The 13,690-nt window shown below is 64.1% G+C and carries 10 protein-coding genes; 6 read left to right on the top strand and 4 right to left on the bottom strand.

The window, feature by feature from the left end; genetic code table 11:
• Positions 1–32 precede the first annotated feature (32 nt).
• The 3 genes from BTO02_RS21235 to BTO02_RS34395 all read right to left on the bottom strand — a co-directional run bounded on the left by BTO02_RS21235 (position 33) and on the right by BTO02_RS34395 (position 4,511).
• Positions 33–3,662: a response regulator gene (locus tag BTO02_RS21235; RefSeq protein WP_075159232.1), complete on the bottom strand. Its 3,630-nt coding sequence runs from the start codon at positions 3,660–3,662 to the stop codon at positions 33–35.
• A gap of 202 nt (positions 3,663–3,864) precedes the next feature.
• Positions 3,865–4,248, bottom strand: coding sequence for a hypothetical protein (locus BTO02_RS21230; protein WP_232243628.1), 384 nt, complete (start codon positions 4,246–4,248; stop codon positions 3,865–3,867).
• Positions 4,249–4,268: 20 nt separating this feature from the next.
• Complete coding sequence (locus BTO02_RS34395; protein ID WP_075161248.1) at positions 4,269–4,511, bottom strand: hypothetical protein; 243 nt, start codon at positions 4,509–4,511, stop codon at positions 4,269–4,271.
• Positions 4,512–4,738: 227 nt separating this feature from the next.
• Between BTO02_RS34395 and BTO02_RS21220 the strand changes: the two genes are divergently transcribed.
• Positions 4,739–5,467 carry a FadR/GntR family transcriptional regulator gene (locus tag BTO02_RS21220; RefSeq protein WP_075159230.1) on the top strand — a complete coding sequence of 243 codons (729 nt, stop codon included), beginning with the start codon at positions 4,739–4,741 and terminating at the stop codon, positions 5,465–5,467.
• 179 nt (positions 5,468–5,646) lie between these two features.
• Here the strand turns inward: BTO02_RS21220 and BTO02_RS21215 are convergent, their stop codons facing one another.
• Complete coding sequence (locus BTO02_RS21215; protein WP_075161247.1) at positions 5,647–7,389, bottom strand: IlvD/Edd family dehydratase; 1,743 nt, start codon at positions 7,387–7,389, stop codon at positions 5,647–5,649.
• A 321-nt stretch (positions 7,390–7,710) separates the two neighbouring features.
• Between BTO02_RS21215 and BTO02_RS21210 the strand changes: the two genes are divergently transcribed.
• The 5 genes from BTO02_RS21210 (at position 7,711) to araH (ending at position 13,574) form a co-directional block, all read left to right on the top strand.
• Positions 7,711–8,634, top strand: coding sequence for a dihydrodipicolinate synthase family protein (locus BTO02_RS21210; protein WP_075159229.1), 924 nt, complete (start codon positions 7,711–7,713; stop codon positions 8,632–8,634).
• A gap of 88 nt (positions 8,635–8,722) precedes the next feature.
• The gene (locus tag BTO02_RS21205; protein ID WP_075159228.1) at positions 8,723–9,652 is read left to right on the top strand and encodes a Gfo/Idh/MocA family protein; all 930 of its coding nucleotides are present in this window, start codon (positions 8,723–8,725) and stop codon (positions 9,650–9,652) included.
• Positions 9,653–9,854: 202 nt separating this feature from the next.
• Positions 9,855–10,859, top strand: a complete 1,005-nt coding sequence (locus BTO02_RS21200; RefSeq protein WP_075159227.1) for an arabinose ABC transporter substrate-binding protein — start codon at positions 9,855–9,857, stop codon at positions 10,857–10,859.
• A 119-nt stretch (positions 10,860–10,978) separates the two neighbouring features.
• Positions 10,979–12,523, top strand: a complete 1,545-nt coding sequence (gene araG / locus BTO02_RS21195) for an L-arabinose ABC transporter ATP-binding protein AraG (RefSeq protein ID WP_075159226.1) — start codon at positions 10,979–10,981, stop codon at positions 12,521–12,523.
• Positions 12,524–12,575: 52 nt separating this feature from the next.
• The gene (gene araH, locus BTO02_RS21190; protein WP_075161246.1) at positions 12,576–13,574 is read left to right on the top strand and encodes an L-arabinose ABC transporter permease AraH; all 999 of its coding nucleotides are present in this window, start codon (positions 12,576–12,578) and stop codon (positions 13,572–13,574) included.
• Positions 13,575–13,690: the final 116 nt, after the last annotated feature.

The following is a 13,690-nucleotide window of genomic DNA, read 5'->3' as shown; positions in this document are numbered from 1 at the left end:
CGTTCGGTCCGGCATGCGCTCGATCCAGCGGGCTATCGTTGCCGCAGCCACACGCGGCACAGCGAGATCAGCTTGTCGACGTCGATCGGCTTCGAAATATAGTCGTCGGCGCCGGCTTCGAGGCAGCGTTGCCGGTCGTGCGCCATCGCCTTCGCGGTCAGCGCGATGATCGGCAACTGCGAGAAGCGAGGATTCGCGCGAATCTGCGCAGTCGCGGTCAAGCCGTCCATCTCCGGCATCATGATGTCCATCAGTACGAGGTCGACATCGACGCCCTGTTCGAGCAGATCGAGCGCTTCGCGGCCGTTGCGCGCGATTTCGAGCCTCGCGCCGAGCGGTTCGATCACGTGCGACAGCGCGAAGATATTGCGCACGTCGTCTTCCGCGAGCAGGATCGTGCGGCCTTCGAACGCGTTGTCGCGCTGCCGCACGGTGCGCAGCATCCGTTGCTGTTCGGGCGCAAGCGACGACTCCACGCTGTGCAGAAACAGCGTCACTTCGTCGAGCAGCCGCTCGGGCGATTTCGCCCCTTTGATAATGATCGACTTCGAATAGCGCCGCAGACGATGTTCCTCGTCGCCCGACAGCATGCGGCCCGTGTAGACGATCACGGGCAGCGTCTGCAGGGCCGGATCGGCGGCCATCCGTTCGAGCAGGTCGTAGCCGGTGCCGTCGGGCAGCGCCAGGTCGGTGACGACGCAATCGAACTGCGTGCGCTCGAGTTCTTCGAGCGCTTCTCCGAGCGTCGCCACGGCGACGATCTCGGTGCTTTCGCCTTGCAGCAGCGCGCGGATGCTTTCGCGCATCGCGCGGTCGTCTTCGATCACGAGCACGCGCTTCATATGCTGCTGCAGGCGTGTTTCGAGGCGGCGAATCGCGGCCTCGAGCGTCGTGCGCGCGGTGGGCTTCAGCGTGTAGCCGACCGCGCCCAGATGCAGCGCCTTTGCGGCATGGTCGGTGGCGGACACGATATGAATCGGAATGTGGCGCGTGTCCGGGTCGTTCTTCAACCATTCGAGGACCGTCAAACCCGAGCGGTCCGGCAAGCCGACGTCGAGCAGCACCGCGGTTGGCTGCAGGTCGCGCACCATCGCGACGCCGCTCGCGGCGTCGGTCGCGTGGATGAAGTCGAATTCGAGTTCGTGCGCGAGATCGCGCAGGATCTCGGCGAACGCAAGGTCGTCTTCGACGGCAAGAATCAGGCGCTGGTCGTGCTTGCGGTTGTCGCGGTCGTCGTCGATCGGCTGTCGCGCCGCGTCGGAGCGCAAGCCACCGGACGCGCGCGCGCCGTTAGGCGTGCCGGCCGCCGATGCGTCCGATGCGCGCTGCGCTGCGCTGCCTGTGCCGGCCGGCGCGGCAGCGCCGCGCCCGGCGCCGCGCGCCGGGCCTGTCGGGCCCGCTGCACCCGACGATGCGCCGCGCAGTTCGCCCGCCGGTGCCGGCGCGGTCTGCGCGATGGGCGCCGCGGCTTCAGCCGGGAACTCGGTCGGTAGCCACAGCGTGAACACGCTGCCTCGGCCGAGATCGCTGACTACGCCGATGCGTCCGCCGAGCAGCCGCGCGAACTCGCGCGAAATCGACAGCCCGAGGCCGCTGCCGCCGTAGTGACGGCTCGTGGACCCGTCCGCCTGCTGGAACGCGTCGAAAATCATTTCGAGCTTATCCTCGGCGATACCAATGCCGGTGTCGCGCACGTCGAAACGCAACAAGCCTGCTTCGTCGGCAGCGACGTCGAGTGCGACTTCGCCGCGCTCGGTGAACTTCAGCGCATTGGAGAGCAGGTTGCGCAGAATCTGCGTGAGACGCTGGCCGTCGGTGACGATCGTATTCGGCACGCCGGGCGCGCGCTGCGCCGAGAATCGCAGATGCCTCGCGGCCGCCATTGGCTCGAACATTTCGCGCAGCGATCGCAGCAGCGCGTCGATCGACACGCCGGTCGGCTCGATCGTGATCTGCCCGGCCTCGACCTTCGACAGATCGAGAATGTCGTTGATCAGCACGAGCAGGTCGCTGTTCGATGCGTGAATGGTTTCCGCGTAGCGCACCTGTTCGCTGGTCAGATTGCCGTTGCGGTTTTCCTGCAGCAGTCTCGCGAGAATCAGCGAGCTGTTGAGCGGTGTACGCAGTTCGTGCGACATGTTGGCGAGGAACTCGGACTTGTAGCGGCTCGATTGCTCGAGCCGCGCGGCATTCGCGGAGAGCTCGTCCTGCGCGGCGATCAGTTCGGCCTTCTGCCGTTCGAGCCGCTGCGCGTATTCCTCGAGCTGCACATTCGTCTGTTCGAGCTCTGCCTGCTGGGCTTCGAGCCGCGCCTGCGATTCCACGAGCGCGTGCCCGCGTTCCTCGAGTCCTTCGTTCGACACGCGCAGTTCTTCCTGCTGCACCTGCAGTTCCTCGTTGAGCTGCTGCGTTTCGGCGAGCGCATCCTGCAGCCGCTCGCGATAAAGCGCCGCTTCGATAAAGTCGCCGATGCTCGTGGACACGAGTTGCAGGAATTCCTGATCGCGGACGCTGACGGGCCGCATGAAGCCCATTTCGACGATGCCGTTGACCATGCCGTCGTTCTCGATCGGCTGCACGATCACACTCGTCGGCGTGCCCGCGCCCGTACCCGAGACGACCTTGATGTAGTTGTCGGGCACCTGTTCTAGCACGATGGTCCGGCGCGAGAAGGCCGCCTGGCCGACGAGGCTTTCGCCGTCATGGAAGTTGCGCGTGTTCTGCTCGCTTTCCGCGCTGAAGCCGTAAGTCGTGACGCGCCGCAATTCGCCGTTGACCCGGTCGCGCACATAAAGCGCGGCCACGACGACGTCGAGGTACTGCGTAAGAAACTCGAGAATCGCACGGCCGACGAGCGGCGCCGTCGCCTGGCCGACCACTTTTTCCGCGAGCAGCCGCTGCCCCGAACGCAGCCACACCTGCTGCTGCAACTGTTCGGTGTGCGCGAGCTGCTGCCGCAACACGGCGTCGTAATTACCGGAAAGATTGAGCAGATCGCGGCGGCCGCGAAACGCGAGCAGTGCGCTGATCAGCACGCTGAACACGAGGAACACGACGACGGTGGTGCCGGTCAGGCTGCGCGCCGACTCAGACCGCTGGCGCCGCAGGTCTTGCTCGATCTCCAGAAATTCGCCGAATATGCGGCGTGTCTCGTCGAATTCGGCCTTGCCGCGGCCGGCGGCAACGACATCGCTGACGTCCTGATGCTTGCGCTTCGCATCGATCATTTGCTGCGCGTACGTGTTCCAGCGCGCCTGGATCGCCTGAATGGTCTTCAGCTTTTCGATTTGCGGCGGGTTGTCCGCAACCAGCCCGGTCAGCTCGGCGATCTGCGACTGGAAGCGCGGCTGGCCGGCCTGATACGGTGCGAGAAACTCGTCGTCGCCGGTCAGCAGGAAGCCGCGCAGCGACGACTCGCGATCGACCGCGAGGCGCAGCGCCTCGTTTGCATCGCCGATCACGCGCTCCGAATGTTCGACCCAGTTCACCGTCGAGACGAGGTACGCGATCAGCACCGCGAACACGGCGACCGTAACGAGCCCGACCGCGAGCGGCAATGCGATATTGCGCCGGATGATGCGCCTGAAATTCGCCTCGTCGACGGTTGCGACAGCCGCCTGCCTGTCGGGCTTCGCGTCCGCTTGTTCTAGTGATGTCGGCATGTTTGGCTGGAATGGCTTGGTCTTGTCGGATTGTCTTATACCAGGACCGGCTGTCGCAATGCGGAGCGAAATGACCGGCCGTCGAGCGTCGGAAGTATCACATAGACGCTTTGCCTGCGTGTTTCAGCAGCGCAGGGCGCCGCGGCCGGTTCCGGCGGCGCTTACGGCGTGAAATGTTGGACGGAACTGTCGAGCGTGCCTGCTACTGGCTCGCGCCCTGGCCGATGCCGGCCTTTCTTTGCGCGTTCTGCAGGTCGTCCGGGTAGTTCGGATCGTCGCGCCCCGGCTGGTAACCGTGCTGTTCGAGCTGTTTGAGTTCGGCAGTGCGCTTCGCGCGTGCCTCCTTGCGCGCCTGCTTTTGCGCGGCTTTGCGCTGCGCCTTGGTCATGCTGGCGGCGCCGGGTGCCGCGCTCGTTGACGGATTTGCCGTCTGGGCTGCCGCGCTGCCTTGTGTGCTGCCCGTCTGTGGGTTGTCCTGTGCGAAGGCGCAGGTTGCCGCGCCGGCGGCGAGCGCTGCGCCGGCTAGCCACGCGGCGAGCTTCGTCTTGTGCTTCATCGTGTATCTGTTGTGAGCCAAAGTCTTCATCTGCATCTTCTCCTTGAGTGTTACTTCCCATCATTGTTGGACGACGAGGACTGGAACATCTTCTGGCATGGAGGCGATAGCTGATCGTAGTGCTGCTTCATGCAGGCCTCGATCTTGTCCTTGTTCGGAATTTCCGCTGAGCAAAGCCGAAAAGCGTCGCGGCGGCACGCCTTGTTGCCGTCCTGCTCCGACGACGCAGCGAATGCGGTCTGGCAGCCCAGAGAAACGAATGCAAGCAGTACAGCGAAGAATTTACGTTTCATTGTCATGTCCCTCGCAAAAAGCGGTACAACTTCCGCCAACCTGCCTTTAGCAAGAAGCGAACCTGCTCGCTGCACCTGGTCTCTGCACCAGGCAACAACTCGCGACTCGCATGCTATGCTTGGCTCACCCCGGCGGGCCCCGCCCAGTGTGCCGGTCCACAGCGGCCTGACCGCCATCGGTTCCGCGCACAAAGTCCGCACTCGAGCGGCTTCGAAAACAAACGGCAATGGACTATCGGCACCTCCAGAAACGAAAAAGCATGCATGCCCGCATCGTGCAGGAACTGGGCATCGAGATCGTCAGCGGGCGGTTGCAGCCGGGCGAACGGCTGCCGGCGGAATCCACCCTCTGTGAACAGTATGGAGTGAGCCGGCCCGTTCTGCGCGAAGCGACGCGCGTGCTCGTGGCGAAAGGGCTCGTCGTTTCGAAGCCGCGTGTGGGCAGCATCGTGCGCGGGCGCGACGAGTGGCACATGCTCGATCCCGACGTGCTGTACTGGACGCTCAACAGCATTCCCGAAGGCGAGTTCTTCCGCGCGCTGATGACGGTGCGGCGCATCATCGAACCGGCGGCCGCGGCGCTTGCGGCGACAGCGGCCACCGACGAAGACCTCAAACGGATCAACTCCGCGTACGACCAGATGGAACACGCGCAAAACGCCGGCGCGCTGCTCGAGCCGGACCTCGAATTTCACCGCGCGATCATGGCTGCAACGCACAACGACATGCTCGCGTATATCGGCAACATGATGTCGCTTGCGCTATCGGAGTCGATCAAGCTGACGAGCCGCCACCCGGACACGCACGCGTTGTCGCTACCGCGGCATAAGGCGATTCTGACGGCGATTTTGAATCGCGATGCACTCGGCGCGCGGCAAGCGAGCCTCGTGCAGCTCGAAAACGCGCGCGTCGATGCCGATTCGATTCTCGGGTTCGCGGCGCGCGGGCTAGGCTAGCCGGGCCGAGGGCGGACGCGGGGCGCGCGCAGACTTGCCGCACATCGCGGCTGGCGTGTCGCGGCAAATGTGGTTGCCGGCGCAACCATCACGCCGGCTTCTGGCGAGCAGGGAAAGCGGAGAAAGAGCAGGCGCGCAAGGGCCTCGACAGCCCTTATTCGCGCCTCACAGGCCGATCGTCAGTGCGAGTGCGACGGCACTTCCGCACCGCGGCAACCGACGAGGAAGTCGAAGTCGCAGCCTTCGTCGGCTTGCAGCACGTGCTCGATATACAGGTTCCGGTAGCCGGTCGCATCCTTCGGGTTCGGCTTTTGCATTTCCTTCCATTCGGCAAGGCGCGCGACCATTTCCTTTTCGTCGATATCGACGCGCAGCTTGCCGGCCTCGCAGTCGAGTTCGATCCAGTCGCCGTCGCGCACGACCGCAAGCGGGCCGCCCGCGCGCGCCTCGGGCGCGACGTGCAGCACGACGGTGCCGTACGCGGTGCCGCTCATGCGCGCGTCGGAGACGCGCACCATGTCGGTCACGCCTTGCGCGAGCAGCTTCGGCGGCAGGCCCATGTTGCCGACTTCGGCCATGCCCGGATAGCCCTTCGGACCGCAGTTCTTCATGACCAGCACCGAATCGGCGGTGACGTCGAGCTCGGGGTCGACGATGCGTTTTTTGTAGTCGTCGAAGTTCTCGAACACGACCGCGCGGCCGCGGTGCTTGAGCAGCGCGGGTGTAGCCGCCGACGGCTTCAGCACCGCGCCGTTCGGCGCGAGGTTGCCGCGCAGCACGCACAGACCGCCGTCGGCGACGAGCGGCTTGTCGAGCGGGCGAATCACTTCGTCGTTATAGTTCGGCGCGTCCTTCACGTTGTCCCACAGCGAGTGGCCGTTCGCCGTCAGGGCATCCGGGTGCGGCAGCAGGCCCGCTTCGCCGAGGCGGCGCAGCACCGCGGGCAGGCCGCCCGCGTAATAGAACTCTTCCATCAGGAAGCGGCCCGACGGCTGCAGGTCGACGACGGTCGGCGTGCCGCGGCCGATGCGCGTCCAGTCGTCGAGCGAAAGGTCCACGCCGATGCGGCCGGCGATCGCCTTCAGGTGAATCGCTGCATTGGTCGAGCCGCCGATCGCCGCGTTCGCGCGGATCGCGTTTTCGAATGCTTCGCGCGTGAGCAGCTTCGACAGCCGCAAGTCTTGCAGCGCCATCTCGACAATACGCATGCCGGACATATGCGCAAGCACATAGCGGCGCGCGTCGACCGCGGGAATCGCCGCGTTGTGCGGCAGCGTCACGCCGAGCGCTTCGGCCATGCACGCCATCGTCGATGCGGTGCCCATGGTGTTGCAGGTGCCTGCCGAACGCGACATGCCCGCTTCGGCCGACATGAACTCGTGAATCGAAATCTTGCCGGCCTTGACCTGTTCGGACAACTGCCAGACGACGGTGCCCGACCCGATATCGCGGCCATGATGCTTGCCGTTCAGCATCGGGCCGCCGGTCACGAGAATGGCCGGCACATCGCAGCTTGCCGCGCCCATCAGCAGCGCGGGCGTGGTTTTGTCGCAGCCGGCGAGCAGCACGACCGCATCGATCGGATTGCCGCGAATCGATTCCTCGACGTCCATGCTCGCGAGGTTGCGCGTGAACATCGCGGTGGGCCGCAGATTCGACTCGCCATTCGAAAATACCGGGAACTCGACGGGGAAGCCGCCCGCTTCGAACACGCCGCGCTTCACGTGTTCGGCGAGCTTACGGAAATGCGCATTGCAAGGCGTCAGCTCCGAGAACGTATTGCAAATGCCGATGATCGGCTTACCGTTGAATTCGTGATCCGGAATGCCCTGGTTCTTCATCCAGCTGCGATACATGAAGCCGTTCTTGTCGGCGGTGCCGAACCACTGGGCCGAGCGGAGCTTGCGGGGTTGATCAGTCATGTTGTCTCGATCGATTTTGTTCAATATAGTAAGACTATATGCGATGCCGCGTGTCGGTGCCAAGCCTTGTTGTAGCTAGACTTTTGGTTGCGACGGCGCGCGTCGAATTCTGGAGCGCGTTTGTCAGTGACACCAGTATTACGTGCCCGCATATCGGGAATTTACTCTCACTGGAAGACAAATAGAATGACTTTTTATGCTGCGAGAATGGGGGAAAACACTAATCACTAGACGGATCGCTCGCGCATATAGTTTGGCTAATTCAAGATTGCGCCCGGGTTTTACCCGTTGCGCACGGCAGAACAACAGGAGTCTCAAATAGTGGTCAACTCGCCTCGCTTCTCCGGTCTTTTCCCCGTCGCGCCGACACCGTTTACTGCGTCGGGCGAACTCGACCTCGACGGCCAGCGGCGCGTGATCGATTGCATGGTCGATCAGAAGGTCGACGGCATCTGCATTCTCGCGAACTACTCGGAGCAATTCGTGCTGACCGATGCGGAGCGCGACACGCTCGTCGATCTGTGTCTCTCGCATACGGCTGGCCGCGTTCCCGTGATGGCGACCTGCAGTCACTTCAGCACGCAGATCGCCAGCGAGCGCGCGCGGCGCGCTGTCGCGGCCGGCGCGAGCATCATCATGGTGATGCCGCCGTATCACGGCGCTTCGCTGCGTGTAGACGAAAACGCCATGTTCGAGCACTTCGCGCGCATTGCCGATGCGGCGGGCGTGCCCGTCATGATTCAGGATGCGCCGCTTTCCGGCGTTGCGCTGTCGGTGCCGTTCCTGGTCCGTGTCGCCAAAGAGTTGCCGCTCGTGCGCTACTTCAAGATCGAAGTGCCGGGCGCGGCCGCGAAGCTGCGCGCGCTGATCGCCGCCGGCGGCGACGCAATCGAAGGGCCGTTCGACGGCGAGGAAGCGATCACGCTGATGCCCGACCTCGACGCCGGCGCGACCGGCACGATGTCGAGCGCGCTGCTGCCGGACCTGATCCGTCCTGTGTTCGACGCGTTCCGCGCCGGGCGCCGCGACGAGGCGCGCGCCGGCTACGCACGCATCCTGCCGCTCATCAACTACGAAAACCGCCAGTGCGGGTTGCGTGCGACCAAAACCGTCATGATGGAAGGCGGCGTGATCAGGAGCGATGCGGTGCGTCATCCGCTCGAAGCGCTGTCGGGTGCGACGCGCGCAGAACTGCTCGAACTCGCGCGCGAAGCGAATCCGCTCGCGCTGCGCTGGGGTCATTGAAACGCGCGGCAAGCGGGACACCCGGCGCGGATGCCGAGTGCAGTCAATCAGCACGTAACCGTTAAAACAGCAGCAATAAAGCAGCAGTATGAACAGAAAACTTTCGATCGGTATCGTCGGCGTCGGCAAGATCGCGCGTGACCAGCATCTGCCCGCCATCGCGGGGCTCGAGCGCTTCGAACTCGTTGCGTGCGCGAGCCGCAATGCGACAGTCGAAGGCGTGCGCAACTATCCGACCATCGACGCGCTGCTGCAGGGCGAGCCCGATCTCGATGCGATTTCGCTGTGCGCGACGCCGCATGTGCGCTTCGATCAGGCACGCGCCGCGCTCGCGGCCGGCAAGCATGTGATGCTCGAAAAGCCGCCCGGCGCGAGCGTGCACGAAGTCGAAGTGCTGCGCGAGATGGCGCGCGCGGCGGGCCGCACGCTCTTCGCGACCTGGCATTCGCGCTATTCGCCGGCCGTCGAAGTGGCGCGTGAATGGCTTGCGCAGCGCGCGATTCAATCGGTTCATGTGCGCTGGAAAGAAGACGTGCGACGCTGGCACCCGGGCCAGGAGTGGATCTGGACGCCGGGCGGTCTCGGCGTGTTCGATCCGGGCATCAACGCGCTGTCGATCGTCACGCGCATGCTGCCGCGCGAAGTGATCCTGAAGTCTGCGCAGCTTCATGTGCCGTCGAACCGTCAGACGCCGATCGCTGCCGAACTCGATTTCGTCGACGAAGCGGGCGTGCCTGTGCATGCGTCGTTCGACTGGCGCTATGGCCCGGTCGAGCAATGGGAAATCGAAGTCGCGACGACCGACGGCACGCTGTTCCTCACGGAAGGCGGCAAGCGTCTGTCGATCGCGGGCAAGCCCGTCGATCTCGCGGCGGAACGCGAATATCCGGCGCTGTACGAGCGTTTCCAGTGGCTCATCGATCACGGCGAGCAGGACGTCGACGTGCGTCCACTGCGCCTCGTGGCTGATGCATTCCTGCTCGGCAGCCACCATGCAGTCGAGCCTTTCGAGGACTGAGCAGGAAAAAGCCAGGCAACGGGAGAAAAGCGGCGCTGCGTGCACCGAGGGCAACGACGTGCGCAAACAAGCCGCAATTGAAGTAACCAGCGCGTCCGAAGCAACAGGAAGCGCACTTGAAGTAACAAACGCAACCAGAGCAACCAGAGCAATCAACGTATTCAACCGCACCTACGGTTCAACGACTCAAAAGGAGACACGCATGACCAACCCGATTCGCCGCCTGACGCTGTCCGCGCTCGTGGCCGCCCTGTGCGCGGCGCCGTTCGCACTGCCCCTGTCCGCCCACGCCGACGCACCGCTGAAGATCGGCGTGCTCGTGAAGATGCCGGAGCAGGCGTGGTTCATCAACGAGGAAAAGGCAGCGACCGCGCTTGGCCAGAAGGAAGGCTTCTCGGTGGTGAACATCGGCACGCCTGACGGCGAGAAAGTGCTCGCCGCGATCGACAACCTCGGCGCGCAAGGCGCGCAGGGCTTCGTGATCTGCCCGCCGGACGTGCGTCTCGGACCGGCGATTCAGGCGCGCGCAAAGCGCTACAACATGAAGTTCGTGACCGTCGACGACCAGCTCGTCGATTCGTCCGGCAAGCCGCTCGCGGGCGTGCCGCACCTCGGCATGTCGGCGTTCAAGATCGGCAATCAGGTTGGCCAGGCGATCAGCGACGAAATGAAGAAGCGCGGCTGGAAGCCGGAAGAAGTCGGCGCGATCCGCATCACCGACTACGAACTGCCGACCGCGAAGTTGCGCACCGACGGCGCGACCGAAACGCTGCTCGCCAACGGCTTCAAGAAGGACAACATCTTCGACGCGCCGCAGAAGACGACCGACGACGAAGGCGGCTTCAACGCGGCATCGCCGGTTCTGTCGAAGCACCCGAACATCAAGAAGTGGGTGATCTTCGCGCTGAACGAAGAGACGGTGCTGGGCGGCGTGCGCGCGACCGAGCAGGTGCATATCCCGGGTTCGGACGTGATCGGCGTCGGCATCAACGGTGCGGGCGAGGCGTTCGCCGAGTTCCAGAAGAAGGAACCGACGGGCTTCTACGGCACGATCGCAGTGAGCTCGACGAATCACGGCAAGCAAAGCGCGCAGAACCTCGTCGACTGGATCAAGACGGGCAAGCAACCGCCGGCTGACACGCAGACCACCGGCAAGCTGATGACGCGCGATAACTGGAAGGACGTGCGCACGGAACTCGGGATTTAAGGCAGGGCGAGTTTCGGGAGGCCGGGCCACCCGGACCACCGGGAGGCCTTTGCGCACGGCTCGGCCTGGTGTAACGCGCAGTTGCAGGTTTGCGGGATGCAATAACGGAAACATCAACGATGACGGTCAATGCTGAAACAAGCGCCGCTACGCAGCAAGGGCGGCCGCGCGCCGACGGCGGCACGTATCTGGAGCTCGACGGAATTTCCGTGAGTTTCCCGGGCGTGCTCGCGCTCGACAACGTGTCGTTCCAGGTGCGCAGCGGCGAGGTGCACGGCCTGATGGGCGAGAACGGCGCGGGCAAATCGACGCTGCTGAAAGTGCTGTCGGGCGTGAATCAACCCGCGTCGGGCGCGCTGCGCCTCGCGGGCGTCGAGCACAAGTTCACGACGACGAAAGCGGCGATCGAGGCCGGCATCGCGATCATCTACCAGGAGTTGCATCTCGTTCCTGAGCTGACGGTTGCGGAAAACCTGATGCTCGGGCAATTGCCGAACCGCTTCGGCGTGCTCGACGAAAGGGCACTGGTCAAGCGCGCCGTCGACGAGCTCGAGCGTCTCGGCGAATCGATCGACCCGAACACGCAGGTCAAACGCCTGTCGATCGGGCAGCGGCAGATGATCGAGATCGGCAAGGCGCTGATGCGCGACGCGCGCGTCATTGCGTTCGACGAGCCGACGAGTTCGCTGTCCGCCAGAGAAACGGAGAATCTTTTTCGGATCATCAACGCGTTGCGTGCGCAAGGTCGCGCGGTGATCTACGTCACGCACCGGATGGATGAAGTCTACGAACTGTGCGACCGCGTCACGGTGTTCCGTGACGGGCGTCGCATCGAAACGTTCGAATCGGTTGCAGACCTCGACCGCGACCGGCTGATCAGTTGCATGGTCGGCCGGTCGATTCGGGACGTCTATGGGTACCGTGCCCGCGAGACCGGCGCGGTGCAGCTCGAAGTGAAGGGGCTGCTTGGGCCGGGGCTGTCGGAACCGGTGTCGTTTGCCGCGAGGAAGGGCGAGATCGTCGGCTTCTTCGGGCTCGTGGGCGCGGGTCGCTCCGAGCTCATGAAGCTGATCTACGGCGCCGTTGCGCCGACCGCGGGCCATATCGAGCTGAATGGCCAGCGCATGGCGTTCGCGACGCCGCGCGACGCGGTGCGCGCCGGTATTGCGCTGTGCCCCGAAGACCGCAAGCAGGAAGGCATCGTCGCGATCGCGTCGGTGGCCGACAATCTGAACATCAGCGCGCGGCGTCACTTCAGCGCGGCGCGCTTTCTGCTGAACGGCAAGCGCGAACGCGACCTCGCGCGCGAATATATCGACAAGCTGTCGATCAAGACACGCAACACCGAGACGGCGATCGGCACGTTGTCGGGCGGCAATCAGCAGAAGGTGATTCTGTCGCGCTGGCTTGCCGAGCGCATCGACATCTTCCTGCTCGACGAGCCGACACGCGGCATCGACGTCGGCGCGCGTTCCGAAATCTACGAACTGCTGTACGAGCTCGCCGAAGCGGGACGCACGGTGGTCGTCGTGTCGAGCGATCTCGCCGAGGTGATCGGCATTGCCGATCGCGTGCTGGTAATGAAAGAAGGGCGCGTTGTCGGCGATCTGCCGAAGGCGCAGGCCACCCCTGACCAATTGATCAAACTGGCTCTGCCGCATTGAGCCGCCGAAAGCAACGGCGTGCGGGCTAGCGCGCCACTGGATGAAGATGACCATGCAAACTCCGACTACCCAAGCTACCCGTGCCGCGCAGCCCGGCGCGTCGTCGCACGCCGCGCGCATGTGGGATCTGATCAACAAGTCCGGCATCGTGATGGTGTTCATCATCCTGTTCGCCGTGCTCTCGCTGACCGTGCCCGACTTCCTGACGAGCCGCAACATGCAGGGCCTGTTGCTGTCGGTTACGCTGATCGGCTCGATCTCGGTAACGATGATGTTCGTGCTCGCGCTCGGCGAGGTGGATCTATCTGTCGCGTCGATCGTCGCGTTTTCGGGTGTGGTCGCGTCGACGTTGATTACGGCTACGCATAGTGTGCTGTTCGGTGTCGCCGGCGGCGTGCTCGCGGGCGGCGCGGTCGGGCTCGTGAACGGCGTGCTGGTTGCGCGCTACAAGATCAACTCGCTGATCGTCACACTCGCGATGATGGAAGTCGTGCGCGGCCTTGCGTACATCACGTCGAACGGCGATGCGGTGATGATCTCCGAAGAGCGCTTCTTCGATCTCGGCGGCGGTTCGTTCCTTGGCATTTCATATCCGATCTGGAGCAATATCGTCGGCTTCGTGCTGTTCGGCTTCCTGCTGCGCAAGACCGTGTTCGGCAAGAACGTGCTCGCGGTCGGCGGCAATGGCGAAGCGGCGCTGCTCGCCGGTTTGCCGGTGACGCGTATCAAGATCACCGTGTTCGTGCTGCAGGGGCTTGTCACCGGTTTTGCCGGCGTGATGCTCGCATCGCGGATGAGCCTTGGCGATCCGAAGACGTCGGTGGGCCTCGAACTCGGCGTGATTTCGGCGTGCGTGCTCGGCGGCGTTTCGCTGACGGGTGGTGTCGCGACGATCTCGGGCGTGCTCGTCGGCGTGCTGATCATGGGCTCGGTGCAGGACGCGATGAGTCTCCTGAACGTGCCGACGTTCTATCAGTATCTGATTCGCGGCGGCATTCTGCTGCTCGCCGTGCTGTTCGACCAGTTCCGCCGCAGCCGCCGGAAGGTTTGACCCGCGTCGCACATTGGCCTTGAAGCTGCCGCACCGATGTTGGGTGCGCTTCGAATCAAGGTGAGGTTTTTCGGGAGCGAGTGCCTTGGGCGCTCGCTTTTTGTTTGGGCGTAGAG

This window comes from Paraburkholderia sp. SOS3, assembly GCF_001922345.1.
Lineage (GTDB): Bacteria > Pseudomonadota > Gammaproteobacteria > Burkholderiales > Burkholderiaceae > Paraburkholderia.
Note: the sequence above shows the minus strand (reverse complement) of the source record. Positions and strands in the feature narration are given on the sequence as shown.

Excerpts from the sequence above, each read along its gene's own strand:
- BTO02_RS21205 (WP_075159228.1), top strand. The coding sequence starts at position 8,723 with ATGAACAGAAAACTTTCGATCGGTATCGTCGGCGTCGGCAAGATCGCG.
- BTO02_RS21200 (WP_075159227.1), top strand. The coding sequence starts at position 9,855 with ATGACCAACCCGATTCGCCGCCTGACGCTGTCCGCGCTCGTGGCCGCC.
- BTO02_RS21220 (WP_075159230.1), top strand. The coding sequence starts at position 4,739 with ATGGACTATCGGCACCTCCAGAAACGAAAAAGCATGCATGCCCGCATC.
- BTO02_RS21235 (WP_075159232.1), bottom strand. The coding sequence starts at position 3,662 with ATGCCGACATCACTAGAACAAGCGGACGCGAAGCCCGACAGGCAGGCG.
- BTO02_RS34395 (WP_075161248.1), bottom strand. The coding sequence starts at position 4,511 with ATGAAACGTAAATTCTTCGCTGTACTGCTTGCATTCGTTTCTCTGGGC.
- BTO02_RS21215 (WP_075161247.1), bottom strand. The coding sequence starts at position 7,389 with ATGACTGATCAACCCCGCAAGCTCCGCTCGGCCCAGTGGTTCGGCACC.
- araG (WP_075159226.1), top strand. The coding sequence starts at position 10,979 with ATGACGGTCAATGCTGAAACAAGCGCCGCTACGCAGCAAGGGCGGCCG.
- araH (WP_075161246.1), top strand. The coding sequence starts at position 12,576 with ATGCAAACTCCGACTACCCAAGCTACCCGTGCCGCGCAGCCCGGCGCG.
- BTO02_RS21230 (WP_232243628.1), bottom strand. The coding sequence starts at position 4,248 with ATGAAGACTTTGGCTCACAACAGATACACGATGAAGCACAAGACGAAG.